The 26896-nt window shown below is 69.4% G+C and carries 21 protein-coding genes, 1 tRNA gene and 1 pseudogene; 12 read left to right on the forward strand and 11 right to left on the reverse strand.

All coding sequences use genetic code 11. The features are described 5' to 3' along the window. Positions 1–447 precede the first annotated feature (447 nt). Positions 448–2232: a phosphomethylpyrimidine synthase ThiC gene (gene thiC, locus IF78_RS0124870; protein WP_031484728.1), complete on the forward strand. Its 1785-nt coding sequence runs from the start codon at positions 448–450 to the stop codon at positions 2230–2232. Between the two features lie 174 nt (positions 2233–2406). Here the strand turns inward: thiC and IF78_RS0124875 are convergent, their stop codons facing one another. From IF78_RS0124875 to IF78_RS0124885, 3 genes are all read right to left on the reverse strand, one after another. Continuing rightward, the gene (locus IF78_RS0124875) at positions 2407–3276 is read right to left on the reverse strand and encodes a membrane protein (RefSeq protein ID WP_031484730.1); all 870 of its coding nucleotides are present in this window, start codon (positions 3274–3276) and stop codon (positions 2407–2409) included. A gap of 193 nt (positions 3277–3469) precedes the next feature. After that, complete coding sequence (locus IF78_RS0124880) at positions 3470–4546, reverse strand: metallophosphoesterase (RefSeq protein WP_031484732.1); 1077 nt, start codon at positions 4544–4546, stop codon at positions 3470–3472. A gap of 286 nt (positions 4547–4832) precedes the next feature. After that, positions 4833–5945 (reverse strand): LacI family DNA-binding transcriptional regulator, encoded by a 1113-nt coding sequence (locus IF78_RS0124885; RefSeq protein ID WP_078662574.1) that lies wholly within the window; start codon positions 5943–5945, stop codon positions 4833–4835. A gap of 428 nt (positions 5946–6373) precedes the next feature. On the opposite strand from IF78_RS0124885, the gene hisC reads away from it, so the two are divergent. Next, positions 6374–7453 (forward strand): histidinol-phosphate transaminase, encoded by a 1080-nt coding sequence (gene hisC / locus IF78_RS0124890; RefSeq protein ID WP_031484737.1) that lies wholly within the window; start codon positions 6374–6376, stop codon positions 7451–7453. 49 nt (positions 7454–7502) lie between these two features. Here the strand turns inward: hisC and IF78_RS0124895 are convergent, their stop codons facing one another. Further along, on the reverse strand, positions 7503–7895 hold the full coding sequence (locus tag IF78_RS0124895; RefSeq protein WP_031484739.1) for a cyclophilin-like fold protein: 393 nt from the start codon (positions 7893–7895) through the stop codon (positions 7503–7505). Between the two features lie 143 nt (positions 7896–8038). Between IF78_RS0124895 and IF78_RS0124900 the strand changes: the two genes are divergently transcribed. The 4 genes from IF78_RS0124900 to IF78_RS0124915 all read left to right on the forward strand — a co-directional run bounded on the left by IF78_RS0124900 (position 8039) and on the right by IF78_RS0124915 (position 15439). Next, positions 8039–9553, forward strand: a complete 1515-nt coding sequence (locus tag IF78_RS0124900; protein WP_031484741.1) for a cytochrome ubiquinol oxidase subunit I — start codon at positions 8039–8041, stop codon at positions 9551–9553. Between the two features lie 20 nt (positions 9554–9573). Further along, entirely contained in the window at positions 9574–10593 is a 1020-nt protein-coding gene (gene cydB, locus IF78_RS0124905) for a cytochrome d ubiquinol oxidase subunit II (protein WP_031484743.1), read from the forward strand. Positions 10594–10656: 63 nt separating this feature from the next. Next, complete coding sequence (gene cydD / locus IF78_RS0124910) at positions 10657–14184, forward strand: thiol reductant ABC exporter subunit CydD (RefSeq protein WP_031484745.1); 3528 nt, start codon at positions 10657–10659, stop codon at positions 14182–14184. A 169-nt stretch (positions 14185–14353) separates the two neighbouring features. Beyond that, a complete protein-coding gene (locus IF78_RS0124915; RefSeq protein ID WP_031484746.1) occupies positions 14354–15439 on the forward strand; it encodes a M23 family metallopeptidase in 1086 nt (361 codons plus the stop codon). A gap of 8 nt (positions 15440–15447) precedes the next feature. Here IF78_RS0124915 and IF78_RS0124920 read toward each other — a convergent pair whose 3' ends face one another. From IF78_RS0124920 to IF78_RS0124950, 7 genes and pseudogenes are all read right to left on the reverse strand, one after another. Next, positions 15448–16362, reverse strand: a complete 915-nt coding sequence (locus IF78_RS0124920; protein ID WP_031484749.1) for an HAD hydrolase family protein — start codon at positions 16360–16362, stop codon at positions 15448–15450. A gap of 130 nt (positions 16363–16492) precedes the next feature. Next, positions 16493–17395 (reverse strand): LLM class flavin-dependent oxidoreductase, encoded by a 903-nt coding sequence (locus IF78_RS0124925; protein ID WP_031484751.1) that lies wholly within the window; start codon positions 17393–17395, stop codon positions 16493–16495. Between the two features lie 41 nt (positions 17396–17436). Continuing rightward, positions 17437–17788 (reverse strand): annotated as a pseudogene (locus IF78_RS50915) (hypothetical protein); the annotation flags it as partial. Positions 17789–17800: 12 nt separating this feature from the next. After that, the gene (locus IF78_RS0124935) at positions 17801–18349 is read right to left on the reverse strand and encodes an RNA 2'-phosphotransferase (RefSeq protein ID WP_031484756.1); all 549 of its coding nucleotides are present in this window, start codon (positions 18347–18349) and stop codon (positions 17801–17803) included. Positions 18350–18471: 122 nt separating this feature from the next. Next, positions 18472–19404, reverse strand: a complete 933-nt coding sequence (locus IF78_RS0124940; RefSeq protein ID WP_031484758.1) for a MerR family transcriptional regulator — start codon at positions 19402–19404, stop codon at positions 18472–18474. A 116-nt stretch (positions 19405–19520) separates the two neighbouring features. Further along, the gene (locus IF78_RS0124945; RefSeq protein WP_031484761.1) at positions 19521–21278 is read right to left on the reverse strand and encodes an SDR family oxidoreductase; all 1758 of its coding nucleotides are present in this window, start codon (positions 21276–21278) and stop codon (positions 19521–19523) included. Positions 21279–21286: 8 nt separating this feature from the next. Then, entirely contained in the window at positions 21287–22138 is an 852-nt protein-coding gene (locus IF78_RS0124950; RefSeq protein ID WP_031484763.1) for a M24 family metallopeptidase, read from the reverse strand. A 255-nt stretch (positions 22139–22393) separates the two neighbouring features. On the opposite strand from IF78_RS0124950, the gene IF78_RS0124960 reads away from it, so the two are divergent. The 6 genes from IF78_RS0124960 to IF78_RS0124985 all read left to right on the forward strand — a co-directional run bounded on the left by IF78_RS0124960 (position 22394) and on the right by IF78_RS0124985 (position 26660). Then, the gene (locus tag IF78_RS0124960) at positions 22394–23383 is read left to right on the forward strand and encodes an ABC transporter ATP-binding protein (RefSeq protein ID WP_031484766.1); all 990 of its coding nucleotides are present in this window, start codon (positions 22394–22396) and stop codon (positions 23381–23383) included. Next, positions 23373–24296: a membrane protein gene (locus IF78_RS0124965; protein ID WP_031484768.1), complete on the forward strand. Its 924-nt coding sequence runs from the start codon at positions 23373–23375 to the stop codon at positions 24294–24296. The genes IF78_RS0124960 and IF78_RS0124965 overlap by 11 nt, the downstream gene beginning before the upstream one ends. Then, complete coding sequence (locus tag IF78_RS0124970) at positions 24293–25204, forward strand: ABC transporter ATP-binding protein (protein ID WP_031484771.1); 912 nt, start codon at positions 24293–24295, stop codon at positions 25202–25204. The genes IF78_RS0124965 and IF78_RS0124970 overlap by 4 nt, the downstream gene beginning before the upstream one ends. A gap of 10 nt (positions 25205–25214) precedes the next feature. Then, on the forward strand, positions 25215–25934 hold the full coding sequence (locus IF78_RS0124975; RefSeq protein WP_031484773.1) for an ABC transporter permease subunit: 720 nt from the start codon (positions 25215–25217) through the stop codon (positions 25932–25934). Positions 25935–26046: 112 nt separating this feature from the next. After that, positions 26047–26289: an SGM_3592 family protein gene (locus IF78_RS0124980; RefSeq protein ID WP_031484776.1), complete on the forward strand. Its 243-nt coding sequence runs from the start codon at positions 26047–26049 to the stop codon at positions 26287–26289. A 283-nt stretch (positions 26290–26572) separates the two neighbouring features. Continuing rightward, positions 26573–26660: transfer RNA gene (locus IF78_RS0124985), tRNA-Ser, on the forward strand. Positions 26661–26896 lie beyond the last annotated feature (236 nt).

Here is a 26896-nt window from a genome sequence, read left to right on the forward strand (position 1 = left end):
CAGCCGCCGTTTCCAGCGGCGTGATCGTCGCGGGCGTCTCCCAGGCCACGGCCGTATCCGCCGTCGTATCGTGCTCCGGGAATCCCCGAACCCCGGCCGTCTGCACGGCCGTTGCCCCGCGCGGGGCCGTTTCCGGCGCCGGATCCGCGGGGCCGCTCGGGCGGTGGGTACGGAGGTTCATGCGTCGTGGTCACCGACCGATCATCGCAAGAACGACCGGGGCCCTCTGTTCAGCGCGCCCGAATTGACGCTAGCGTGGTGCCACCTTTGTACACGCGGGAGCTCGGAGCACCGGGCTGAGAGGGCGCTGACCTCCGTCCCAGCGATGTTTCACATGAAACATCACCCATCGCGAGTGATGTTTCACACGAAACGTCGGCAGACGGAAACCGCTGCGTCGACCGCCGAACCTGTTACCGGGTAATGCCGGCGTAGGGAGTAGGTCTCATGACCAACAAGGACGCACGCACGCCTGCCTCCGTCCAGGACGAGAAGTCCCAGGAGGCCGGGAAGTCCATCGGCTGGCACAAGGCGTATGTCGAGGGCTCACGCCCCGATCTGCGGGTGCCGGTCCGCCAGGTGCACCTCACCAACGGGCAGTCGGTCACGCTGTACGACACGTCAGGCCCGTACACCGATCCACTCGCCGACACCGACGTCCGCAGGGGCCTGCCCCCGCTACGGGAGAACTGGATCATCGCCCGCGGCGACACCGAGGAGTACGCGGGCCGTCCCGTCCGTCCCGAGGACGACGGGATCAAGCACACCTCGCCCCGGGGCGGTCTGCGCAACCTCGACGCGGTCTTCCCCGGACGGCCGCGTCAGCCGCGTCGCAGCCGTGACGGCAAGGCGGTCACGCAGCTCGCCTACGCGCGCCGCGGCGAGATCACCCCCGAGATGGAGTACGTGGGCATCCGGGAGAACGTTTCTCCCGAGGTGGTCCGCGAGGAGATCGCGGCGGGCCGTGCGGTGCTGCCCGCCAACGTCAACCACCCGGAGATCGAGCCGATGATCATCGGCAAGCGTTTCCTGGTGAAGGTCAATGCCAACATCGGCAACTCCGCGGTCACCTCCTCCATCGAGGAGGAGGTCGAGAAGATGACCTGGGCGACCCGCTGGGGCGCCGACACGGTCATGGACCTGTCGACCGGCCGCAACATCCACACCACCCGCGAGTGGGTGCTGCGCAACTCCCCCGTCCCCATCGGCACGGTGCCGCTCTATCAGGCGCTGGAGAAGGTCGACGGCCGCGCGGAGGAGCTGACCTGGGAGATTTACAAGGACACGGTCATCGAACAGGCCGAGCAGGGCGTGGACTACATGACGGTCCACGCGGGCGTGCGCCTCCCGTACGTACCGCTCACCGCCAACCGCAAGACCGGCATCGTCTCGCGCGGCGGCTCGATCATGGCCGCGTGGTGTCTGGCGCACCACAAGGAGAGCTTCCTGTACGAGAACTTCGAGGAGCTGTGCGAGATCCTCGCCGCGTACGACGTCACGTACTCACTGGGCGACGGCCTTCGGCCCGGCTCGATCGCGGACGCCAACGACGAGGCGCAGTTCGCGGAACTGCGAACTCTCGGGGAACTCAACCGGATCGCGAAGCGTTTCAACGTACAGACCATGATCGAGGGCCCGGGACATGTCCCGATGCACAAGATCAAGGAGAACATCGACCTTCAGCAGGAGATCTGTGATGAAGCTCCGTTCTATACGCTCGGCCCGCTGACGACCGACGTCGCGCCGGCGTACGACCACATCACCTCCGGCATCGGTGCCGCGATGATCGCCTGGTGGGGCACGGCCATGCTCTGCTACGTCACGCCCAAGGAGCACCTGGGCCTGCCCAACCGTGACGACGTCAAGACCGGCGTCATCACCTACAAGATCGCCGCCCACGCGGCCGATCTCGCCAAGGGGCACCCCGGTGCGCAGGAGTGGGACGACGCGCTCTCCGACGCCCGCTTCGAGTTCCGGTGGGAGGACCAGTTCAACCTCGCCCTCGACCCGGACACGGCGCGGGAGTTCCACGACGAGACCCTGCCGGCCGAGCCCGCCAAGACGGCCCACTTCTGCTCCATGTGCGGGCCGAAGTTCTGCTCGATGAAGATCTCCCAGGACATCCGCCGCCAACACGGCGAGTCCCGGGAGGAGATCGAGGAGGGCATGGCTCAGAAGTCGAAGGAGTTCGCGGCGGCGGGCAACCGCGTATACCTGCCGATCGCGGACTGACGTCGACGTCCTGACCCAGGGCGCCATGCCCCGGTGTCCGGCGCGTGGCCGGGTGCCAGGCGTGCTGCCCGGCTGTTCGGCTTGCGCCTCCCCGAGGAGGTCTCCCCGGGGCTCCGTCGCGGAGGAGGGTCCCCTGACGGGGGCTCTCCTACGGCGGGGGCGCAAGCCGAGGGGCTACTCCGGCTGGTGTTCCGGCCCTCCGAAGTCCGGGCTCGTGTAGTCCGGGCTGGTGAAGCTCGGTCGCGGTCCCGGGGAGGAGCCGTCGCCCGGGCTGCTGAAACCCGGGCGGTCGTAGCCGAGGTTCGGGATGCGGCCGGCCGGCGTCGACGGTGGCGTACGGTGCAGGGCCGTCGCCGTGCCGGGGTCGGCGAGTGCCTCCCGAAGGAAGGGCAGGATGCCGCGCTCCAGCAGGGCCTCGCGCCAGGCTTCCCTGGCCCGGGCGACCTCCTCGCCCAGCTCGCCGTACGGTCCGCCGTCGAAGGCGGGCCGGTTGCGCAGCGCGGTGAGCAGGAGACCGACGGCGGCGACCAGGATCGCGGCCGCGGCCACGGCGCCGAACACCCATCCCGTGGTGAGCATCGTCTGGGCGAACGCCGGCTCGGGGTCGAACATCTTCAGGATGTAGCCGACGAGCAGGAAGATCGCCGCCGCGGTGCCGGCGAGGACGGGTGCGAGGACGGCGAGGACGGCGATGACGCCGGGACCGGCGGTCTCGGCGACCTCTCCCATGGTGGTGGCGAGCCCCATCGCACCCGTGCCCGACTCGGTGGAGCCGGACTCGCGGGCGGACGACGGGGTGGACGGCGCCGGCTGGCGCAGTTCCTCGCGGACCTTCACGTAGTGCTGGTACTCGGTCGCCGCGGCCGCCGTGATGAGTGCGGAGGCGTTGAGCGCCATGGTGCGCAGCTGTTCGGGGTTGAGCCGCTGTCCGACAGCGGTCAGTTCCGGGCGGTGTGGTGCGGAGCGCAGCGCCTCGTCGAGGATCCGCTCGTAGTCCTGGCGGTCCTCGCTGTGCAGGTGCTGCGGAACGCTGTTCATGTGCATCCCCCGATGCTCCGTAGGGCTTGGGGCTCGCATGGCAACGAGCCGTCGGGCAGAAACGGAGGGGAGCCTGCTACGGATAAGCCGATGGTAGAGCGGTGACGGCACACGGTGACAGGGGGTTTGCCAAAATTGGGCCCTGGCCTGCACCGTCCTCCGGCGCTGCGGGACGGGGGGACGCCTGCCCGGTGAACGTTCAGATATCCAGGGGCAGTTGCTGGACCAGCAGCTTTCCGGCCATGGTCACGCCGCCGTCCATCGCGATGGCGAGGCCGTCGGCGTAGACGTGCGGTCCCTCGACCAGGGGCCCGCTGTCGTCGTCGCTCTCCTCGGAGCCGACCTCGCCCAACAGGTACGGAATGGGGCTGTGGCCGTGAACGATGCGGGTGCCGCCGTACGTATCGAGCAGGGAGCGCACATGGTCGGCGCCGCCCTCGTCGCGGAAGGAGAAGCGCTTGGTGAACTTGCGGAAGAGATCCCAGACTTCGTCGGCGTCGTTGCGTGTGAGGGTCTCGCGGACGGTGTCGTTGACCGCCTCGATCGAGTCGCCGTAGTCGAGATAGGCGGTGGTGTCCGAGTGCACGAGCAGATGGCCGTCGACCTCTTCCATGGCGTCCAGTCGCGCCATCCACTGCAGATGGTGGTCCTGGAGGCGGTCCATGTCGGTCTTCTGGCCGCCGTTGAGCAGCCAGGCCGCCTGGAAGGTGGCGGTGCCCGCGCCGGAGTTGACGGGGGTGTCGCCGAACCGCTTGGCGCCGATCAGCAGCAGCTCGTGGTTGCCCATGAGGGCCTTGCAGTAGCCGCCGGCCGCGGCCGCCTCCGCGGACAGCCGCATCACGAGGTCGATGACGCCGATGCCGTCCGGGCCGCGGTCGGTGAAGTCGCCGAGGAACCACAGCCGGGCGGTGCCAGCGCACCAGTTCCCCGCCGAGTCGACGAGGCCCTTCTCCTGCAGAGCGGCCACCAACTCGTCGAGATAGCCGTGCACGTCGCCTACGACGAACAGCGGGCCGGGACCGCTCGCCGACTGCGGGGCCGGCAGGGACGCGGGGTCGACCTGCACCTGAACCGTGTCACCCCGGTTGATGACAGGCAGGTCGCGTTCCGTCGGCGTGTACCCCTCCGGATACGCCTCGTCGAGGAGCGGGACGACGTCGCCGGGGTGCGTGCTGTGGCCGTACGGACCGGTCTCGTGGACGTAAGCGGGCACGCGGAAGTCGCGCAACGTCGCCGTCCGCTCCACCTCGGGTCCCTGACCGGCCCCCTGAGTCATCAGACCCCTCCACCATCGCGCCGCAGCTGCACCGCATCGGACTGCCTGGTCGCAGCGGCCCGCGGTGTCGTGGGCCCATCATAGGAATGCCGATCGCGCCATGTGATGACCCAGGGGTGGTGAATCGGAGCAGGACTCCTGTTCACCGCGGCTTTCGCCCCGATTGGGCAGGGCTTCGGCCGTCTGTCGGCCGCGCTCCCCGTCGCTCCTTGACCTGTTTCCGTCGCTCCGGGACCTGCGCTTCACCCACCGCCGAACAGCGTCCGCCGCTTCCCCCGAGCAGTTCCTAGCGCTCCTCGGGCGACCGAGGCGGGCTGACCGTCGTACGCGGCGGCCGTCGCTGGGACGAGGTACGCACGATCAGCTCGGTCGGTATCACCTGCTCGACCGGCTGGTCCGAGTCCACGCCCTCGATGGCGTCGATGAGGAGCTGGACCACGGCCGTGCCGATGCGGCGCGGTTTGAGGGAGAGCGTGGTGATGGGCGGCTCGGTGTTGGCGTAGACGGTCGACTCGCTGCAGCACACCAGCAGCAGGTCGTCCGGCACGCGCAGACCGTAGCGGCGGGCGGCGGCGAGCAGGTCGGTGCCGTTCGGGTCGAACAGGCCGTAGACGGCGTCGGGGCGGTCGGGGCGGGCGAGCAGCCGGTCGGCGGCGACGGCGCCGGCGCACGGGTCGTGCGCGGGGTAGGCCTCGTAGACCGGATCCTGGCCGACCCGCTCGCACCAGCGCAGGTACGCGGTGGTCGACAGATGGGTGTACGTGTCCGTCGTGGTGCCCGTCAGCAGTCCGATCCGGCGGGCGCCCGCGTCGGCCAGGTGGTCGAGGATGCCGAGAACGGCGGCCTCGTGGTCGTTGTCGACCCAGGCGGTGACCGGGAGCGAGCCGGCCGGGCGGCCGTCGGAGACGACCGGCAGGCCCTGTCTGACCAGTTCGCTGACGACCGGGTCCTGGTCGGACGGGTCGATGACGACCGTGCCGTCGAGGGCGACGTTCGACCAGACGTCGTGGCGCGAGGTCGCGGGGAGGATCACGAGGGCGTAGCCGCGGGCGAGCGCGGCCGAGGTGGCCGCGCGGGCCATCTCGGCGAAGTACGCGAACTCCGTGAAGGTGAAAGGTTCATCCCCGTATGTCGTCACGGTCAGGCCGATCAGACCCGACTTGCCGGTACGGAGCGTGCGAGCGGCGGCCGAGGGCCGGTAGCCCAGTCGGTCGGCGACCTCGCGGACATGGCGTCGGGTGGCGTCGGGGAGCCGACCCTTACCGTTGAGGGCGTCGGAAACGGTCGTGATGGAGACCCCGGCAGCGGCGGCCACGTCTCTGATCCCGGCCCGGCCGGGCCGACTGCCTCGGCGTGAGGTTTCCGCGCGGCTCACCTGGTGCTTCCCTGCTGCTGTCATGGCGAGCCGATAGTAGGGCTCATGCGGTGGGGTAGTGCGGACGCATATGCACTCGTTGACAGGCACGTTTCTGCATGGTCATTGGACGCCAAACTCCTTGGAAAGCAAGGGAGTTGAACGATCCAATAGTAGGACGTGACTTGTCGGCACGTATGAGCCTGCCAAGTGCCCGATGTTTCGAAGAGGTCTCAACTCACCTTCACGAGGGATGCGCGCCACGGCGTGAGCCACCGGCGCGTAGATATATGTGTGATGCGCCCCCCAATTCGTACAGCTTCGTACGCCGATGCCCCTGATGCAGGTGTGACAGAAGGGGTCCGCACTCGGGGACGTCTCACCTGTACGCATCGGCGCCGAATCCTCTTAAGGTGAGCAGTATTGGAGCCGGCGGTGATGACGGGCCGCCGGTGGTCGCGAGGAGGACTGCGGTGAGCGAGACGAGCCCCAAGCTGCGCGCCGAGCTGGAGGGTATCCCCACCTACAAGCCGGGCAAGCCTGCCGCGGCCGGTGGTCCGGTGGCCTACAAGCTGTCCTCCAACGAGAATCCCTATCCGCCGTTGCCCGGCGTGATGGAGTCCGTGACGGCAGCCGCCTCGTCCTTCAACCGCTACCCGGACATGATGTGCACAGGGCTGATGAACGAGCTGTCCGAGCGCTTCGGCGTCCCCGCCTCCCACCTGGCCACCGGCACCGGCTCGGTCGGCGTCGCCCAGCAGCTGCTGCAGGCCACCTCCGGGCCCGGCGACGAGGTCATCTACGCCTGGCGGTCCTTCGAGGCGTACCCGATCATCACGCAGATCAGCGGCGCGACCTCGGTGCAGGTACCGCTGACGCCGGGCGATGTGCATGACCTGGACTCCATGGCCGCCGCCATCACCGACCGCACCAGGCTGATTTTCGTCTGCAATCCCAACAACCCGACGGGCACGGTCGTGAAGCGGGCCGAGCTGGAGCGGTTCCTCGACCGGGTGCCCGGCGATGTGCTGGTCGTGCTCGACGAGGCCTACCGCGAGTTCATCCGGGACCCCGAGGTGCCGGACGGTGTGGAGATCTACCGCGAGCGGCCGAACGTCTGTGTTCTGCGGACGTTCTCCAAGGCCTACGGCCTCGCCGGTCTCCGTGTCGGTTTCGCGATCGCCCAGGAGCCGGTCGCGGCGGCGCTGCGCAAGACGGCCGTGCCCTTCGGGGTGAGCCAGCTCGCTCAGGACGCGGCCATCGCCTCGCTGCGCGCCGAGGACGAACTGCTCGGCCGTGTCGGCTCATTGGTGTGCGAGCGCAACCGCGTGGTCGACGGGCTGCGCGCTCAGGGTTGGACGGTGCCCGAGACGCAGGCCAACTTCGTGTGGCTGCGAATGGGAGAGCGCACGGTCGACTTCGCGGCGGCGTGCGAGGAGCACGGCGTGGTGGTCCGACCGTTCCCGGGCGAGGGTGTGCGGGTGACGGTCGGGGAGGCCGAGGCGAACGACATCTTCCTGAAGGTGGCGGAAGGGTTTCGGAGGGAGCTGTAGGGCTCCACGAGGTCGGTCAGGCTGCGGACGAGTTCAGGCGCCTATGAGTTCAGGCGTCTACGAGTTCCACGCGTACAGGGTCGCCGTCGCGCACCGTCGCGAGCAGGCGGGGGTCACCGTCAAGGCGGCCCAGGACGTTGCACGGGCTCGCGAGGCGGCATTCGTCGCCTCGCGAGATCGGCGTGGGGCCGTAGGGGAGGGCGAGGGCGTCTCCGTCCGTCCAGAAGGCGACCGTGCCCGGGTCGACGACCTGCCGGGCGTCCGTTTCACGTGAAACGGACACTCCTGTGTCGAAGTACACCTCCTCGCCCCAGGTGCGGGCGGTGGAGACGAGGGGCAGGGCCTTGGCGAGAGCCTGCGTGGTGGGCGTGTCGTCGAGGGTCGCGGTGACGTGCCCTGCGGGCCAGGAGATCCGCATTTGTAGCGGCGACTGTGTCTGCATACAGCAGATTCAACAATATGTTGAAGCTCGCGCCAAGGGATTGGGCTTGAACAAGGGACCCCCCGCCGAGGCTCGAAAGGGCCGTGCTGCATAATTGCTTGTGAATGTGAACGCTTTCACAAGCGTAGGTAAGGAGCGGCGACGTGGACCTGGCTTTTGCGCCGGAGACTCTGGCGCGCTGGCAGTTCGGTATCACCACCGTCTACCACTTTCTGTTCGTCCCCCTGACGATCTCCCTGGCCGCCCTCACGGCCGGACTGCAGACCGCCTGGGTACGCACGGAGAAGGAGAAGTACCTCAGAGCGACGAAGTTCTGGGGCAAGCTCTTCCTGATCAACATCGCGATGGGTGTGGTCACCGGCATCGTGCAGGAGTTCCAGTTCGGCATGAACTGGTCGGACTACTCCCGCTTCGTCGGTGACGTCTTCGGTGCCCCGCTCGCCTTCGAGGCCCTGATCGCCTTCTTCTTCGAGTCCACCTTCATCGGTCTGTGGATCTTCGGCTGGGACAAGCTGCCGAAGAAGATCCACCTTGCCTGTATATGGATGGTCTCCATCGGCACGATCCTGTCGGCGTACTTCATCCTCGCGGCCAACTCGTGGATGCAGCACCCCGTCGGCTACCGGATCAACGAGGCGAAGGGACGGGCCGAGCTGACCGATATCTGGCTCGTGCTGACCCAGAACACCGCGCTCGCGCAGGCCTTCCACACCCTCTCGGCGGCCTTCCTCACCGGTGGGGCGTTCATGGTCGGCATCTCCGCCTTCCACCTGCTCCGCAAGAGGCACATCCGCGACATGAAGACCTCGCTGCGGCTCGGCCTGGTCACCGTGGTCATCGGCGGCATGCTCACCGCGATCAGCGGTGACGTCCTCGGCAAGATCATGTACGAGCAGCAGCCGATGAAGATGGCCGCAGCCGAAGCGCTGTGGGACGGCGAGGAGCCGGCGCCCTTCTCGGTCTTCGCCGTCGGCGATGTCGACAAGGGCCACAACAAGGTCGCGATAGAGATCCCGGGCCTGCTGTCCTTCCTGGCCAAGGACGACTTCAGCTCGTACGTCCCCGGCATCAACGACGTCAACAAGGCCGAGCAGGAGAAGTACGGTCCCGGCGACTACCGGCCCAACATTCCCGTCGCCTACTGGGGCTTCCGCTGGATGATCGGCTTCGGCATGGCGTCGTTCACCATCGGCCTGATCGGACTCTGGCTGACCCGCAAGAAGTTCATGCTGCCGCAGCATCTGCGGGTCGGTGATGACGAGGTGCCGCATCTCGTGCTGCTGCCGAAGGCCAAGAAGGCTCTCGGTCCGAAGCTCACCACGTGGTACTGGCGCATCGCCGTCCTGACCTTGGGCTTCCCGTTGATCGCCAACTCCTGGGGCTGGATCTTCACCGAGATGGGCCGTCAGCCGTGGGTTGTCTACGGCGTCCTGCAGACCCGCGACGCGGTCTCCCCCGGTGTCTCCCAGGCCGAGGTCCTCACCTCGATGATCGTCTTCACGACGCTGTACGCGATCCTCGCGGTCGTGGAGGTCAAGCTGCTGGTCAAGTACGTCAAGGCCGGCCCGCCCGAGCTCACCGAGGCCGACCTGAACCCGCCCACGAAGATCGGCGGCGACTCCCGTGACGCCGACAAGCCGATGGCCTTCTCGTACTAGGCCGAGGGAGCTGCACAGTCATGGAACTTCACGACGTCTGGTTCGTCCTGATCGCCGTCCTGTGGATCGGCTACTTCTTCCTGGAGGGCTTCGACTTCGGGGTCGGCGTCCTCACCAAGCTGCTCGCCCGTGACCGGCCCGAGCGGCGGGTACTGATCAATACCATCGGTCCCGTCTGGGACGGTAACGAGGTGTGGCTGCTCTCGGCGGGTGGCGCCACCTTCGCCGCGTTCCCCGAGTGGTACGCCACGCTCTTCTCCGGCTTCTATCTGCCACTGTTGCTCATCCTGGTCTGCCTGATCGTCCGGGGTGTCGCCTTCGAGTACCGGGCCAAGCGACCCGAGGAGAACTGGCAGCGCAACTGGGAGCACGCGATCTTCTGGTGCTCGCTGATCCCGGCGTTCCTGTGGGGCGTGGCCTTCGCCAACATCGTGCGGGGCGTGAAGATCGACCAGAGCCATGAGTACGTCGGCACCGTCCTGGACCTCCTCAACCCGTACGCGCTCCTCGGTGGTCTGGTGACGCTGACGCTGTTCACCTTCCACGGGGCGGTGTTCACCGCTCTCAAGACCGTCGGGGAGATCCGGGAGCGGGCGCGGAAGCTGGCCCTGTCGGTCGGCCTCGCCACCGCCGGGCTGGCGCTGATCTTCCTGGTCTGGACGCAGATGGAGAACGGCGATGGCCAGAGCCTGGTCGCGCTTGTGGTGGCCGTAGCCGCACTGGTGGCGGCGCTGGTGGCTAACCAGGCCGGGCGCGAGGGGTGGTCGTTCGCCTTCTCCGGCGTCACCATCGTGGCCGCCGTGGCGATGCTCTTCCTGACGCTCTTCCCGAACGTCATGCCGTCCTCGCTCAATGACGAGTGGAGTCTCACGGTCACCAACGCCTCGTCGAGCCCGTACACCCTGAAGATCATGACCTGGTGCGCGGTCATCGCCACCCCGATCGTGATGCTCTACCAGGGTTGGACCTACTGGGTGTTCCGCAAGCGGATCGGTACGCAGCACATTGCCGCGGGCGCCGCCGCGGGATCCGCGCACTGAGTCCGCTGAAGCGGGGTGGTTCACGATGTCTCACGTGAAACACCCCGCCCTGGACCGAAGGGCATGTTTCACGTGAAACCGATCGATCCGCGTCTTCTCCGATACGCCCGCGCCACGCGCCTCTTCCTGATCGCGGTCGTCGGCCTGGGTGCCGTCGGCGCGGGACTGGTCATCGCCCAGGCGATGCTCATCGCCGAGACGGTGGTGGGGGCGTTCCAACATGGGATGTCCGCAGCCGAACTCAGCACTCCCCTGCTGCTGTTGGCGGCTGTCGCGGTAGGCCGCGCAATAGTCGCGTGGCTCACCGAGCTCGCCGCCCACCGCGCCGGTGCTGCCGTCAAGTCGGAGCTTCGGGGGCGTCTGCTGGAGCGTGCGGCCGAGCTGGGGCCCGGCTGGCTGACCGGCCAACGGACGGGATCGCTGGTCGCCCTAGCCACGCGAGGGGTCGACGCACTCGACGACTACTTCTCACGCTATCTGCCGCAGCTGGGCCTCGCGGTGGTCGTGCCGGTGGCGGTGCTGGCACGGATCGTGACCGAGGACTGGGTCTCCGCAGCCATCATCGTCGGCACCCTGCCGCTCATCCCGATCTTCATGATGCTGATCGGCTGGGCCACGCAGTCCCGGATGGACCGTCAGTGGCGGCTGCTGTCCCGGCTGTCCGGACACTTCCTGGACGTGGTCGCCGGGCTGCCCACGTTGAAGGTGTTCGGGCGGGCCAAGGCGCAGGCCGAGTCGATCCGGCAGATCACCGGCGAGTACCGCAGGGCGACCATGCGGACGCTGCGGATCGCCTTCATCTCGTCCTTCGCGCTGGAACTGCTCTCGACGCTCTCGGTGGCGCTGGTCGCCGTGACGATCGGCATGCGGCTGGTCCACGGCGAGATGCATCTGTATGACGGCCTGGTCATCCTCGTGCTGGCCCCGGAGGCCTATCTGCCACTGCGTCAGGTGGGCGCGCAGTACCACGCGGCGGCCGAGGGGCTGTCGGCCGCCGAGGAGATCTTCGAGGTGCTGGAGACTCCGGTGCCGACGTCGGGCAGCGCGGCGGTACCGACGGGCACGGCGTCGTTCGCGTTCGAGGGCGTCTCGGTCCGCTACCCCGGACGGTCCGCCGACGCCGTGTCGGCCGTGTCCTTCGCCATCGAGCCCGGGGAGACGGTCGCGCTCGTCGGTCCGAGCGGCGCGGGCAAGTCGACGCTGCTGAACATGCTGTTGGGGTTCGTGCGGCCGACCGAGGGACGGGTGCTGGTCGGGGGAGCCGATCTCGCCGAGCTCGATCTGGAGGAGTGGCGCTCGCGCATCGCCTGGGTGCCGCAGAGGCCGCACCTGTACGCCGGGACGATCGCGGAGAACGTACGCCTGGCGCGCCCGGACGCGGACGAGGCTGCCGTACGCCGGGCGCTGGACGACGCCGGGGCACTGGAGTTCGTCGACGCGCTCCCCCAGGGCGTGCAGACCATGCTGGGTGAGGACGGGACCGGGCTGTCGGCGGGGCAGCGGCAGCGGCTCGCGCTGGCCCGGGCGTTCCTCGCGGACCGGCCTGTCCTACTGCTCGACGAGCCGACGGCCGCGCTCGACGGGGCCACCGAGGCCGAGGTCGTGGAGGCCGTGCGGAGGCTGGCGGTGGGCCGCACGGTGCTGCTGGTGGTGCACCGGCCGGCATTGCTGGGACTGGCGGACCGGGTCGTGCGGCTCGTGGAAGCCGAAGCACCGGTGGCCGAGGCAGCTGCGCCGGCAGAAGGCTTGCCCAAGGTGTCCGTTGACCGTCCGATCGAGCAGGACGCACACGACGGCTCCACCTCGGATGACGCCCAGGCCGAGTCGCGCACGACAGACGCACAGGGTGTCCTCGCCCGCGTCCGCGCCATGTCCGGTGCCCGGCGCGGCCGCCTCGCGCTCGCACTGCTGCTCGGGAGTCTCGCGCTCGGCAGCGCTGTCGGACTCATGGCCACTTCAGGGTGGCTCATCTCGCGGGCCTCGCAGCAGCCGCCGGTGCTGTATCTGATGGTCGCCGTCACGGCTACTCGGGCCTTCGGTATCGGGCGGGCTGTGTTCCGGTACGCCGAGCGGCTGGTGTCCCACGACGCCGTGCTGCGGATGCTGGCCGATACCCGGGTCGCCGTGTACCGGCGGCTGGAGCGGCTGGCGCCCGCCGGGCTGCGCCGCACCCGGCGGGGCGACCTGCTGTTGCGGCTCGTCGCGGATGTGGACGCGCTGCAGGACTACTGGCTGCGGTGGCTGTTGCCCGCCGCCGCCGCGACCGTCCTGTCCGCCGGAGCCGTGGGCTTCACCGCCTGGCTGCTGCCCGAGGCCGGAGCCGTGCTCGCCGCCGGCCTACTGGCGGCCGGCGCCGGAGTCCCGCTCGTCACGGGCGCCGTCGCCCGCCGCGCCGAGCGCAGGTTGGCCCCCGCCAGGGGAGTGCTCGCGACGCGCGTGACGGATCTGCTCACCGGCACCGCGGAGCTGACCGTGGCCGGTGCACTGCGCGGCCGTACGGCCGAAGCGCGGCGGGCCGACGGAACGCTCACCCGGATCGCCTCACGGGCCGCCACGGCAACCGCGCTCGGCGACGGACTCACCGCGCTGATCTCCGGGCTCACCGTCGCCGTCACCGCCCTCGTGGGCGCCCAGGCGGTAGGCGCCGGACGGCTGGGCGGCGTGACGATGGCCGTCGTCGTCCTCACCCCGCTAGCCGCCTTCGAGGCCGTCCTGGGCCTACCGCTGGCCGTGCAGTACCGGCAGCGGGTGCGCAAGAGCGCCGAGCGCGTCTACGAGGTGCTGGACGCCCCCGAACCCGTACGAGAACCGGAGCGGCCGCGACAGGCACCTGTGTCGCCCTTCCCGGTGGCCGTCAGGGGCCTGACCGCCCGCCACGCGGGGCAGGACCGCGACGCGCTCGCCGGCCTCGACCTGACCCTGGAGAAGGGCCGCAGGATCGCCGTCGTCGGGCCGTCCGGGTCCGGCAAGACGACACTGGCGCAGGCGCTGCTGCGGTTCCTCGACGCGGAGTCGGGCTCGTACACGCTGGGTGGCGTGGACGCGTACGCGCTGGACGGCGACGACGTAAGGCGGCTCGTCGGACTGTGCGCCCAGGACGCGCACCTCTTCGACAGCTCCGTACGCGAGAACCTGCTCCTCGCCAAGAAGGACGCCACCGAGGACGAGCTGCGCGACGCTCTCAAGCGAGCCCGGCTGCTGGACTGGGCCGACGGTCTGCCCGACGGGCTGGACACACTCGTGGGCGAGCACGGGGCACGGCTGTCGGGTGGGCAGCGGCAGCGGCTCGCGCTGGCCCGGGCACTGCTCGCCGACTTCCCCGTCCTCGTCCTCGACGAACCCGCCGAGCACCTCGACCTGCCCACCGCGGACGCCCTCACCGCCGACCTGCTGGCCGCCACCGAGGGCCGTACGACCCTGCTCATCACCCACCGACTGGCCGGGCTGGAGGCCGTGGACGAGGTGGTCGTCCTGGACGAGGGGCGTGTGGTGCAGCGGGGGGCGTTCGCGGAGCTGGCCGCTGCGGACGGGCCCTTGCGAGGGATGCTCGCGCGGGAGGAGCAGGCGGATCAGCTGGTGGGGACGCCGTAGCGACCGGTCTCCTCGTCGGAAGGGAACGACCGGGCGCGGACGAGCGGCGCCGGCGCAGCCCAGTGGCCGCTCGCGTCAACACCAGTACTGACCCGTCCGCAGCAACGCATCCCCCAGGCGTACGACCTGAACAGGACCGTGACCCGCCTTGCGGGCCACGATCGCTGACATGCGCTCACATCGCCGTCGTCGTCTCCTGCTCGTACCGGCGCTGCTGTGCGCGCTCGCCGTCCTCGCGGCCCTGCCCGCCGGCGCCGTCGGCGACGGTAAGAGCGCCCCGGGCCACAACGGCACCGGAACCGGTGGCGACTCCGTTCTCAGCGCGCAGGTGGTGCGGCTGTACGCGGACGCGGCCCGGGCGACCCAGCGGTACGAGGCGGGCCGGCGGAAGGTCGAGGTGCAGCGGGCCAAGGCCCAGCGGATCGAGGTGCTGCTCGAACGTGAGCGGCGGGAGATCGGCGTCCTGCGCAAGGACCTCGGCCGGATCGCGAGCGCCCAGTACCGCAGCGGCGGCGGCATGCCAATCACCGCACAGATCATCCTCGCGAAGAACCCGGACGAGCTGATGCGCGGTCAACGCGTCTTCTCGCGGGCGAACATGGCCGTCGGCACCGCCATCGAGAAGAGCCGCCGCGCCGAGGCAAGGCTCGCCAAGGACGAGGCCAGGGCGGCGGCGGCCTGGAAGAACCTGGAGAAGCGCAACGCCGAACTCGCCGAACTGAAGAAGGACATCGAGCAGAAGCTCGAAGAGGCTCGGTGGCAGCTGCAGGGGCAGGCCGACGCCTCCGTGGCCGCGGGCTCCTGCCGTGGCGCCGCCCGGCTGGACCAGCCGCGGACGGACTTCAGTAGCGAGTGGGTCGAGCCTCTGGAGTCGTACGAGCTGTCCGCGGCGTTCGGCAGCGGTGGGGAGCGGTGGGCGAACCTGCACACCGGGCAGGACTTCGCGGTGCCGATCGGCACGCCGGTGCGGGCGGTCGGGGACGGAAGCGTGGCCAGGGTGTCCTGTGGAGGCCCGTTCGGGATGGAGGTCGTGCTGCGGCACGCGGACGGTTACTACACGCAGTACGCCCACCTCGCCGCCGTCGCCGTCGACCAGGGCGAACGGGTCGACACCGGGCAGTGGATCGGCCAGTCGGGCACGAGCGGCAACTCGACCGGCCCGCACCTGCACTTCGAGGTGCGGGTCACCGCGGAGATGGGCTCGGCGGTGGATCCGGTGTCGTGGCTGACGGCGCGGGGAGTGCGGCTCGGGTAGGTCTGGGTCTAGGTCTGGTTCCGCTCCGCCAGCAGCTCTTCGATCACGACCGCCACGCCATCGTCGTTGTTGGCGACCGTTCGCCCCGACGCGGCGGCGATGACATCCGGGTGTGCGTTGCCCATCGCGTACGACTGGCCCGCCCACGTCAGCATCTCCACGTCGTTCGGCATATCGCCGAAGGCGACGACCTCCTCGTGCGAGATACCCCGCTCGGCGCAGCACAGCGCGAGCGTGCTGGCCTTGGAGACGCCGGGGCCGCTGATCTCCAGCAGGGCGCTGGGGCTGGAGCGGGTGACGTTGGCGCGGTCGCCGATGGCGAGACGGGCGAGCGACAGGAACGCGTCGGGGTCGAGCGTGGGGTGGTAGGCGAGGATCTTGAGCACCGGTTCGCCGGCACCGGGGCCGTCCGGTGCCAGGAGGTCCTCGGCCGGAGCGAGCTCGTCCGGTATCTCCATGTGCAGCTTGGGGTAGTCCGGCTCCTGGTAGAAGCCGTACGTCTGCTCAACGGCGTACACCGTGCCCGGTGCCGCGTCCCGCAGCAGCCGTACGGCGTCCAGCGCGTTCTCCCGCGCCAGCTCCCTCACCTTCACGAAGCGGTGGGCGCCGGGGCCGCCGTGCAGGTCGACCACCGCGGCGCCGTTGCCGCAGATCGCCAGACCGTGACCGTGGACGTGGTCGCTGACGACATCCATCCAGCGGGCCGGGCGGCCGGTGACGAAGAACACCTCGACGCCCACCTCCTCGGCCGCGGCCAGGGCGGCGACGGTGCGGGGGGAGACCGACTTGTCGTCGCGCAGCAGGGTGCCGTCCAGGTCGGTGGCGATGAGCCGCGGGCGGACCGTGGGGGTCTTGCCCTGTTCGAGCGCAGTGGAGGGCTCGGGGGAGGCCGGGGTCTGGGGCCGTCGAGTCGCTGAGGTCACCGGGTCATTCTCCCGCATATGCCTGCACGGCCGTGCGGCAGTCCGCACATCTGAGGCGGCGTCTGAGGAGAAACCGCCGTTGAGGACGCCGCCGACAACCCCTTCACCAGCACCGTTGCGCCTGCCCGCCTCACCGCAGCTGCGCGGCCGCGTCCATGGCGATCTGCTCGAAGACCTTCACGTCGGCCGCGAAGTCCGAGTCCGGGATCGGCCAGTGGATCACGATCTCGGTGATTCCCAGCTCCTGGTGGCGCCCCGCGAAGTCCACGAACGCGTCGAGGGACTCCAGCGGGCGGCCGCGGTCCGGCGTGAAGCCGGTGAGCAGGATCTTGTCGAGCCCGGCCACGTCACGGCCGATCTCGGCACACGCGTCGGCCAGCTTCTCGGCCTGTCCGCGAATGGCTTGAACCGACTGTTCAGGAGTGCCGTTCTCGTACAGCTTGGGGTCGCCGGTGGTCACCCAGGCCTGCCCGTACCGCGCCGCGAGACGCAGCCCGCGTGGCCCGGTCGCCGCGACCGCGAAGGGCAGCCGGGGGCGCTGCACACAGCCAGGAATGTTGCGAGCCTCGTGCGCCGAGTAGGAGTCGCCCTCGTACGACACCGAGTCCTCGGTCAGCAGCCGGTCCAGCAGCTCGACGAATTCGGCGAACCGGTCGGCACGCTCGCGCGGTGACCAGGGTTCCTGCCCGAGTGCGGTGGCGTCGAAGCCGGTGCCGCCCGCGCCGATGCCGAGCGTGATCCGCCCGCCCGAGATGTCGTCGAGGGAGATCAGCTCCTTGGCCAGGGTCACCGGGTGCCGGAAGTTCGGCGAGGTCACCAGCGTGCCCAGCCGCATTCGGTCAGTGACGGCCGCGGCGGCGGTCAGCGTCGGCACGGCACCGAACCACGGGCCGTCCCGGAAGCTGCGCCAGGAGAGGTGGTCGTAGGTGTACGCGCTGTGGAAGCCGAGTTGCTCCGCGCGCTGCCATGCCTCGCGTCCCCCCTCCGACCAGCGACGATACGGGAGGATCACGGTGCTCAGGCGCAGACTCATGTTTCGAGCCTAAGCGGCCGGATGGGTTTCACGTGAAACGGTCACCGCACGCGGCTGCTCAGCCACGGAGTGAGGTTGATCATCGGCATGAACTCCCGGTGCGTACGGTCGCCGGGAAGCGGCACGATCAGGAAGTAGCCCGGCGGGAAGCGGCGGGCCTTGACGTGGGCTACGTCGAGCTGGGCAGCCTGCCCCGGGTGGACGTGTGGCTCTACCCGGAGAACGACGCGCTGATCACCGTCGAGGGCGTCGAGTGCCCCGTGCCTCGTGGGGCGGTGAGCCGTCCGGGTCGGTGATCACGCCGACGCCCGCGGAGCTGCGGCGGGAGGTCTGGTCAGCGCCGATGTCATGGCTCACCTCGATCTCGCGCCCGTACTCGGCGGCGAGGGCGCGCCGGAATGCGGTTCAGTGCGACTCGGGAAAGCGCAGGTACTCCGGCGGCACGGCCTTCGTCAGCCACACCCCGTTCGCGCTGACATGGAAGACATGGCCGTCGCGGTGCATGGCGCCGGCGTCCACGCGGAGCACCACGGGGCGGCCGCGTCGGGCGCCGACCCGGGTCGCGGTCTCGCGGTCGGCCGAGAGGTGCACGTCATGCCTGTTCATGGGCCTGAGGCCCTCGCTGCGGATCGCGTCCAGGTGGGGAGCCACGGTGCCGTGGTAGAGGTACGGCGGGGGCGTCGCCGGGGACAGCCCGAGGTCGACGTCGATGCTGTGGCCCTGGCTGGCCCGGATCCGGTTGCCCTCGATCGCGAAGCGCTTCTTGTCGTTGGCGGCGACCACGTGGTCCAGCTCTTCCCGGCTGAAGCGGAATCCGTGCGCGGCCGCCGCGGCGATCAGTGTGTCGATCTCGACCCAGCCGCCCTCGTCGAGGATCAGCCCGATGCGCTCGGGCTGGTGGCGCAGGTGCTTCGAGAGGTACTTCGACACCTTCACGGTGCGTCTTTCGTCCATGTCTCCAGCCTGCCGCGAGCGGCATGAATCACGCGAATGATTTCGCTCCCCATGTTTGATCCACAACCAAGTAAGGTTATCCACAGGGGAATTGGCGATTCTGTGGACAACGAGCCGACGCCTCAAGGGGTTTCATCAAGATCAGCCGATGAACTGTGATTTGTGGCGAGCCGGTCCAAAGCTCGTGCCCGCAACTCCCGTTCGACGGCCAAACCGACGAACTCCGCAGCCTGCTTCTGGCCAACCAGTCCTTCCACAGCCTGCATTGTCCCCAACGGGATCGGCACGTTTCGAGTGCTTTTGCGAGGATCCGGCTCCTCGTCCGCTCCCAGGTGCTGACGCAGGTGCCGCACCGCCAACAGGCGCATAGCGCGGGCGAGTTCCGCGTCCACCGTCTGCTGGGCGAGCGGGCGCAGCCGGCGTACGAGTGAGGCCGCTTCGGCCGCTTCGGCATCCGTCGGGCGGTGTGGTCCGTCGAGATAGCGGGCGAAGACATGCTCGGTGGTGAACTCCAGGAAACGGGCGGCGATGTGCTCGACCTGACCTCTCAACTCCCTTAGGTGACCCGAGATCGCCGACAGGGGAACACCCGCCGCGTGCAACTCGACGGCCACGGCGAGCTCTTGCGGGCTCGGCACGAGGAAGGAGTCCGGGTCGCCCGGGACCGGCTCCAGTACGCCGAGTTCCACGGCCTCAGCCACCGCCGCGTCGTCCGGGGTGCCGCCGAAGCGCTCGTCCAGCTCGGCGCGCGAGATCCGTACCGCCTCCTCGTCGGTCCACGGCCCGTCCACCTCGGCGGCCAGACCGAGCACTCCGCCCAGGCCGCGACCGGCGTCCCAGGCCTCCAGGAGTTCCTTGATGGAGGCCAGGGTGTAGCCGCGGTCGAGGAGGTCGGCGATCTGGCGCAGGCGGACGAGGTGGGCGTCCGAGTAGACGTTGGCGCGGCCACGGCGCTCGGGGCGGGGGAGCAGGCCGCGGTCCTGGTAGGCGCGGATGGTGCGGACGGTGGCACCGCTGAGGTGCGCGAGGTCCTCGATCCGGTACGCCTGGTCCACGCTCGCTCACTCCGTCCGCTGTCGTGCCCTCCGCCTGCCGTGCCGTTAGTTCCAGGCCGCCCGCGGTGTCGTCTGTGCGACCGCCGCGTGCCCCTCGTGACCTGCGTCGTCCTTGATCACAGCGGTGGCTCCAGCCGTGCGATCCGGCGCAGCGTCTTCGGCGTGAACCGCGACATGAGATACGCCCCGCGCGCTTCCGGTGTCACCGGAACGACGGCCTCCCCGCGCACCACCGCCCGCAGGATCGCGTCGGCGACCTTCTCCGGCGGGTAGTTCCGCAGCCCGTACAGTTGCGCGGACTTCTTCTGGCGCCGCTTCTCCTCCTCGGCGTCGACCCCGGCGAAGTGCGCGGTCGAGGTGATGTTGGTGTTGACGAAGCCGGGGCATATCGCGGTCACACCGATGCCCTGGCCCGCCAGTTCGGCGCGCAGGCACTCGCTGAGCATCAGGACGGCCGCCTTGGAGGTGCTGTAGGCGGGCAGCGCCTTGGAGGGCTGATACGCCGCCGCCGATGCGGTGTTGACGATGTGGCCGCCCTGCCCGCGCTCGGCCATCTGCCTGCCGAAGAGCCGGCAGCCGTGGATGACCCCCCACAGGTTGACGTCGAGGACCTTCTTCCAGTCCTCCGGAGTGGTGTCGAAGAAGGAACCCGACAGCCCGATCCCGGCGTTGTTCACCAGGACGTCCACCACGCCGTACTCGCCGGCGACCTTCTCGGCGAGCTTCTCCATGGCCTGCTCGTCGGAGACGTCGACGGTCTCCGCCCAGGCCTCGGGCGCGCCGATCAGACGGGACATCTCGGCGGTGCGGACCGCGGCCTCGGCATCCCGGTCGACGGCCACCACGCGCGCGCCGGCCTCGGCGAACGCATACGCCGTCGCCCGTCCGATGCCGCTGCCGGCGCCGGTGACCAGGACGAACTGACCGCCGAAGCGATCGGCGTACTTCCCGGTCGCCGTCACCCCTTCCGGCCGCCCGCCCTCAACGGATGTCACGAACTCCGTGATCCACGACACCAGTTGGTCCGGGCGGCTGCGCGGGATCCAGTGCTTCGCGGGAAGCGTGCGCCGGGTCAACTGCGGTACCCACAGCTCCAGATCGTCGTAGAGCCGCTCGGACAGAAAGGCGTCCCCGAGGGGCGTGATGAGCTGCACGGGCGCGTGTGCGTACGCGTCGGGGCGTGGACGGGTCAGCCGGGACCGTACGTTGTCGCGGTACAGCCATGCCCCGTGTGCCGCGTCCGTCGGCAGGGACGAGGTCGGGTAGCCGTTGCCGGGCACCTTCTCGAAGCGCTCCAGCAGCCTCGGCCAGCGCTTGCCCAGGGGACCGCGCCAGGCCAGTTCGGGCAGTACGGGCGTGTGCAACGCGTAGACGTACCAGGACTTGGCGCCCTGTCCCAGGAGTTGGGCGACCCGGCGTGGGGTGGGGCGCTTCAGGCGCCTGTTGATCCAGTGCCCGAAGTGGTCGAGGGACGGTCCGGACATCGAGGTGAAGGAGGCGATCCGGCCCTCCGTGCGCTTGACCGTGGTGAACTCCCAGGCCTGCACCGAGCCCCAGTCGTGCCCCACCAGATGCACGGGCCGGTCCGGGCTGACCGCGTCCGCGACGGCCAGGAAGTCGTCGGTCAGCTTCTCCAGCGTGAAGCCGCCCCGCAGCGGCTTGGGCGCCGTCGACCGGCCATGGCCCCGGACGTCGTACAGCACGACGTGGAAGCGGTCGGCCAGCCGCGGCGCGATCTCGGACCACACCTCCTTGCTGTCCGGATAGCCGTGCACGAGGACCACCGTCGGCTGCCCGGCATCGCCCAGCTCGGCGACGCACAGCTCGACACCGCCGGTCCGTACCCGGCGCTCGCGCGCACCCTGAAGAGTCACCGGCACCGTCACTTCTCCTCCGCCCAGCGCCGCACATGCGGCAGATCGTCGTCCAGCCAGAAGGCGCTCTCCTCGGGGTCCGCGGAGTCGGTGACGACCAGGATCTCCTCGAACTTGGCGCCGGTACCCCGGAAGCCGAGATGCGGTTCGACCGCCCACAGGCCCGGCTGCGGCGGATGGTCGGAGAAGCGGTACGGCGACCACAGCGGGGACCAGCCCTCGCGATGACCGTGCAGCGCGTCGCTCGCCAGGCCCTTCAGGGACTGGGTGCCGAACCCGAAGACATGAGCTGACCAGCGGCGTTGCTTCACCTTGTCGACCTTGTGCGCGATCACACCGAAGGGATAGGCGCGGTGCCGGTTGGCATAGCCCTGGCGGACCATGAGGCGGTCCACGTCCTCGTAGATCTCCCGCAGCGGCCGCCGCTCGCGCACCTCGCGCAGGATCAGCTCGCGATGCGCCTCCAGGTCGGCCATCAGCTTGTCCTGCACGGGGTTGATGCCGAGCGAGCCGGAGTAGCCGATGTCAGCCGTGTAACCCTCGTACACAGGGGCCATGTCCAGGATGAACGGCATCCCGGGCTCGAGGCGGCGGTTGGTCGGGAAGAACTGCAGGGGGATGCGGAAGTCGACGAACGCCGTGCGGTCCCCGAACCAGGCGAAGGGCAGATGGAACCAGTCCCGCACCCCGCGCTCGCGCAGCCACTCGCGCTGCATGCGCGCCGCCTCGCGCTCGGTGATACCCGGCTCCAGCTGCGCCGCGACGGCCTCCGCGCACTCGTACGCCAGCCGCTGGACCCGTCTGAACCCACGCAGTTCCGCGGAATCCGCACGGAGTTCGCCTGCCACCGCCGTAGTCATGCCACCGCCCCACTTTGTCCACGCTGACTGCGGTACGTGCCCGTAACTTGACACTGGCGAATGTGACAGTTGTTAGAGGCTGCGTCAATAGGGGTGCCGAGAGCTGTGGAAAACCTCGCGCATGTGGAAAACCTAGGTCGCGTTGTTCGACTTCAGGGTGACCCCTAGGGACCCGTACTCCTGGAGTCTGACCTCAAGACAGCTCTGCGGGGTGACGACCAGCGTGGTCGGCGTCACTACCTTCGAAGCGTGACTGTGATCGCGACCGAAAGCCTGAGCAAGCGGTTCCCCAGGGTGACCGCGCTTGACCGGCTCTCCGTGGACGTCGGGCCCGGTGTGACCGGACTCGTCGGAGCCAATGGAGCCGGCAAGTCCACACTGATCAAGATCCTGCTGGGTCTGTCCCCCGCCACCGAGGGCCGAGCCGAGGTGCTCGGACTCGACGTCGCCACCAAGGGCGCCGCCATCCGTGAGCGGGTCGGGTACATGCCGGAGCACGACTGCCTGCCGCCCGACGTCTCGGCCACCGAGTTCGTCGTGCACATGGCCCGCATGTCGGGCCTGCCGCCCACCGCCGCGCGCGAGCGCACCGCGGACACCCTGCGTCACGTCGGTCTGTACGAGGAGCGCTACCGCCCCATCGGCGGCTACTCGACCGGCATGAAGCAGCGCGTGAAACTGGCGCAGGCCCTGGTGCACGACCCGCAGCTGGTCTTCCTGGACGAGCCGACCAACGGCCTCGACCCGGTCGGTCGCGACGACATGCTCGGACTCATCCGCCGCATCCACACGGACTTCGGCATCTCGGTCCTGGTCACCTCGCACCTGCTGGGCGAACTGGAGCGCACCTGCGACCACGTCGTCGTCATCGACGGCGGCAAGCTCCTGCGCTCCAGCTCCACCACCGACTTCACCCAGACCACCACGACCCTCGCCATCGAGGTCACCGACACCGACGACCACCCGGACGGCACCCGCGCGGTGCGCGACGCGCTCCACGCGCGCGGGGTGGACGTACTCGACGGCAGCGGCGGCCTGCCCGGCGCCGGTCACATCCTGCTGCTCACCGCGCAGGGTGACGAGACCTACGACCTCGTACGGGACGTGGTCGCCGACCTCGGCCTCGGCCTCGTGCGCATGGAACAGCGCCGGCACCACATCTCGGAGGTCTTCACGGACAGCGAGCAGGGCAGCGAGCACAGCACCGACACACAGCGGAAGGAGGCGGTCGGCCATGGCGGTTGAGCACCCCGTAGCAACCCAGGCGGGTGACCAGACCCGCATCCACAACATCGGCTACCGCACCTACGACGGCCCCCGCCTCGGCCGCTCCTACGCCACCCGCTCGCTCTACTCGCAGTCCCTGCGCGGCGCCTACGGCCTCGGCCGCTCGGTGAAGTCCAAGGTGCTGCCGATGCTGCTGTTCGTGGTGATGTGCGTGCCCGCGGCCATCATGGTCGCCGTCGCGGTCGCCACCAAGGCCAACGACCTTCCCGTCGACTACACGCGCTACGCGATCGTCATGCAGGCCGTGATCAGTCTCTACGTCGCCTCGCAGGCACCCCAGTCGGTCTCCCGCGACCTGCGTTTCAAGACCGTACCGCTGTACTTCTCGCGGCCCATCGAGACCGCCGACTACGTCCGCGCGAAGTTCGCGGCGCTCGCCTCCGCACTGTTCATCCTCACAGCGGCCCCGCTGATCGTGCTCTATGTGGGCGCCCTGCTGGCCAAGCTGGACTTCGCCGACCAGACCAAGGGATTCGCGCAGGGACTCGTCTCCGTGGCACTGCTCTCGCTGCTCTTCGCCGGCATCGGCCTGGTCATCGCGTCGTTCACGCCGCGCCGCGGCTTCGGCATCGCGGCCGTGATCGCCGTCATGACCATCTCCTACGGCGCGGTCTCCACGCTCCAGGCCATCGCCGACGCGCAGTCCATCAACGGCGGCGGCAGCGCCGACGCCATCGCCTGGATCGGCCTCTTCTCGCCCGTCACCCTCATCGACGGCGTGCAGTCCGCCTTCCTGGGCGCTAGCTCGGCGTTCCCCGGCGGGGTGGGCCCGAGCAACGGCGAAGGCGTCGTCTACGTCCTTGTCACCCTGGGTCTGATCGCCGCCAGCTACGGCCTCCTGATGCGCCGCTACAAGAAGGTGGGACTGTGACCACGCTCCAGATCGACCACGTCTCCCGCTGGTTCGGCAACGTGGTCGCCGTCAACGACATCACCATGACGATCGGCCCCGGCGTCACCGGCCTGCTCGGCCCGAACGGCGCCGGAAAGTCCACCCTCATCAACATGATGGCCGGCTTCCTCGCTCCCTCCACCGGCACCGTCACCCTCGACGGCCGGCAGGTGTGGCGCAACGAGGCGATCTACAAGCACATCGGCATCGTCCCCGAGCGCGAGGCGATGTACGACTTCCTCACCGGCCGTGAATTCGTCGTCGCCAACGCCGAGTTGCACGGCCTGGGCGCCAAGGCCGCCCAGAAGGCCCTGGCCACGGTCGAGATGGAGTACGCGCAGGACCGCAAGATCTCCACCTACTCCAAGGGCATGCGCCAGCGCGTGAAGATGGCGAGCGCCCTGGTCCACAACCCCTCGCTGCTCCTGCTCGACGAGCCCTTCAACGGCATGGACCCGCGTCAGCGCATGCAGTTGATGGACCTGCTGCGGAAGATGGGCGACGAGGGCCGCACGGTGCTGTTCTCGTCCCACATCCTCGAAGAGGTCGAGCAACTCGCCTGGCACATCGAGGTCGTGGTCGCCGGACGGCACGCGGCCAGCGGTGACTTCCGCAAGATCCGCCGCCTGATGACCGACCGCCCGCACCGCTACCTCGTGCGCTCCAGCGACGACCGCGCCCTCGCGGCCGCGCTGATCGCCGACCCGTCGACGTCCGGCATCGAGGTCGACCTGGCCGAGGGCGCGCTGCACATCCAGGCCGTCGACTTCGGCCGCTTCACCGCCCTGCTGCCGAGGGTGGCGCGCGACCACGGCATCCGCCTGCTCACGGTCTCGCCGTCCGACGAGTCCCTCGAGTCCGTCTTCTCGTATCTGGTCGCGGCGTAGGAGGCCGAAGATGTACGACCCCACAGTCGCCCGACTCACCTACCGGGCCCTGCTCGGCCGCCGCCGGGCCCTCATCCTGGGCGCGCTGCCGCTGCTGCTCATCATCATCTCCGTGCTGGTGCGCTTTCTCGCCGGCGCCGACGACCAGACCGCGTCGGACCTGCTCGGCGGGCTCGCGCTCGCCACCATGGTGCCGATCATCGGCGTCATCGCCGGCACGGGCGCGATCGGGCCGGAGATCGACGACGGCTCGGTGGTGTATCTGCTGTCCAAGCCCGTGAAACGGCCGACGATCATCTTCACCAAGCTGATCGTGGCGATCGCCGTGACCATGGTGTTCTCGGCACTGCCCACCTTCATCGCCGGCTTCATCCTCAACGGCAACGGCCAGCAGATCGCCGTCGCCTACACGGTCGCCGCGCTGGTCGCCTCCATCGCGTACGCGGCGATCTTCCTGCTGCTCGGCACGGTGTCCCGGCACGCCGTGGTCTTCGGGCTCGTCTACGCGCTCGTCTGGGAGGCCCTGTTCGGCTCCCTGGTCGAGGGTGCGCGCACGCTGAGCGTCCAGCAGTGGTCGCTGGCGGTGGCGCAGAAGGTCGCCGGCGGAGACATGGTGACGTCGGATGTCGCTCTGCCCACGGCGACAGTGCTGTTGGCGGTGGTCACTGTCCTCGCCACCTGGTACGCGGGGCAGAAGCTGCGGTCGCTGACGCTGGCGGGTGAGGAGTAGGCAGGCGCGGAGTAAAGAGCGGGCCCCTGACCGGGCCCGCTCTTGACGGAGGCTTCACCCTTGTCCGGGCACACTGGACGACCGGGGGCACTGCACGAACTGGAGGACGGGGATGGCAGGCGGCACGTCGCAGCACGAGGATCGCGAACGGTCCGGGGACGACACCTGGGACAGCCTGGTCCTGGACGACGACTTCATACGTGGGGCCGAGACCTCGGAACCCTCCGCCCGGGCCCGGATGCTTGCCGCCCGCTGGCGCCGTGAGGAGCCCGAGCCGCAGCCGTGGCGCTCGGACGAACCGCCCGCCGGGTGGTTCTTCAGCAAGGGGCGCCGCCGCAGGTGGCGGCGCCGGTAGCGGGCGTTCGCGGTCATTCCCGGGCTTTTTAATCAGTGGCGCCCAACTCGACGTACAGGCACAGTGGTTGTGTCCACATCGCCGGACGGTGAGTTCGGCGCCACGTTCTGGGAGAGGAGCCGGACGATGTCCATGCACGGCAGCACGTCCAGCTCCCGTCAGGGCAGCCGGCGGCGGGCTCCGGAGTAATCGCTACCCCTCCGTCGAGTCCGTACCGCACGGGGAGCTGCCCGGGGCGGCCGCTTCGAGCACGCGATGTCGCTCTCGCGTGGGCCGCCCACCCGGAGGATTGGCCGAGTGGTAAGGCACCGGCTTGCTAAGCCGTGGTCGGGCCTGAAAAGCCCGCGCACGTTCGATTCGTGCATCCTCCGCGAGACGTTGCCACTTTGGCTTGGCCGATGTGCAGGGGTTGGGGGGCGTTGATAAGGGCCCGGTGCTGTGGCTGAGAGGTTGGCCGCGGAGGCCGGTGCTGTGGCTCAGAGGTTGGGTGCGCAGCCCGGCGCTTGCGGGTTGCCGCCCGCGCCCACCCGTGCCGCCCCAGCGGCACGACTGCCCGCGGCTGGGGCAGATCGCCGCTGCCAGCCGCCAGCCGCCGCCAGCCGAACAG

Origin of the sequence: Streptomyces bicolor (assembly GCF_000719285.1) — a bacterium.
GTDB classification, from domain to species: domain Bacteria; phylum Actinomycetota; class Actinomycetes; order Streptomycetales; family Streptomycetaceae; genus Streptomyces; species Streptomyces bicolor.

Bases quoted from the DNA above. Each gene is read 5' to 3' on its own strand.
- IF78_RS0124880 (WP_031484732.1), bottom strand. From the start codon at position 4,546: ATGACTCAGGGGGCCGGTCAGGGACCCGAGGTGGAGCGGACGGCGACG.
- cydD (WP_031484745.1), top strand. From the start codon at position 10,657: ATGTTTCACGTGAAACCGATCGATCCGCGTCTTCTCCGATACGCCCGC.
- IF78_RS0124950 (WP_031484763.1), bottom strand. From the start codon at position 22,138: ATGACTACGGCGGTGGCAGGCGAACTCCGTGCGGATTCCGCGGAACTG.
- IF78_RS0124975 (WP_031484773.1), top strand. From the start codon at position 25,215: ATGTACGACCCCACAGTCGCCCGACTCACCTACCGGGCCCTGCTCGGC.
- IF78_RS0124895 (WP_031484739.1), bottom strand. From the start codon at position 7,895: ATGCAGACACAGTCGCCGCTACAAATGCGGATCTCCTGGCCCGCAGGG.
- cydB (WP_031484743.1), top strand. From the start codon at position 9,574: ATGGAACTTCACGACGTCTGGTTCGTCCTGATCGCCGTCCTGTGGATC.
- IF78_RS0124935 (WP_031484756.1), bottom strand. From the start codon at position 18,349: ATGGACGAAAGACGCACCGTGAAGGTGTCGAAGTACCTCTCGAAGCAC.
- IF78_RS0124965 (WP_031484768.1), top strand. From the start codon at position 23,373: ATGGCGGTTGAGCACCCCGTAGCAACCCAGGCGGGTGACCAGACCCGC.
- IF78_RS0124885 (WP_078662574.1), bottom strand. From the start codon at position 5,945: ATGACAGCAGCAGGGAAGCACCAGGTGAGCCGCGCGGAAACCTCACGC.
- IF78_RS0124915 (WP_031484746.1), top strand. From the start codon at position 14,354: ATGCGCTCACATCGCCGTCGTCGTCTCCTGCTCGTACCGGCGCTGCTG.
- thiC (WP_031484728.1), top strand. From the start codon at position 448: ATGACCAACAAGGACGCACGCACGCCTGCCTCCGTCCAGGACGAGAAG.
- IF78_RS0124925 (WP_031484751.1), bottom strand. From the start codon at position 17,395: ATGAGTCTGCGCCTGAGCACCGTGATCCTCCCGTATCGTCGCTGGTCG.
- IF78_RS0124980 (WP_031484776.1), top strand. From the start codon at position 26,047: ATGGCAGGCGGCACGTCGCAGCACGAGGATCGCGAACGGTCCGGGGAC.
- IF78_RS0124875 (WP_031484730.1), bottom strand. From the start codon at position 3,276: ATGCACATGAACAGCGTTCCGCAGCACCTGCACAGCGAGGACCGCCAG.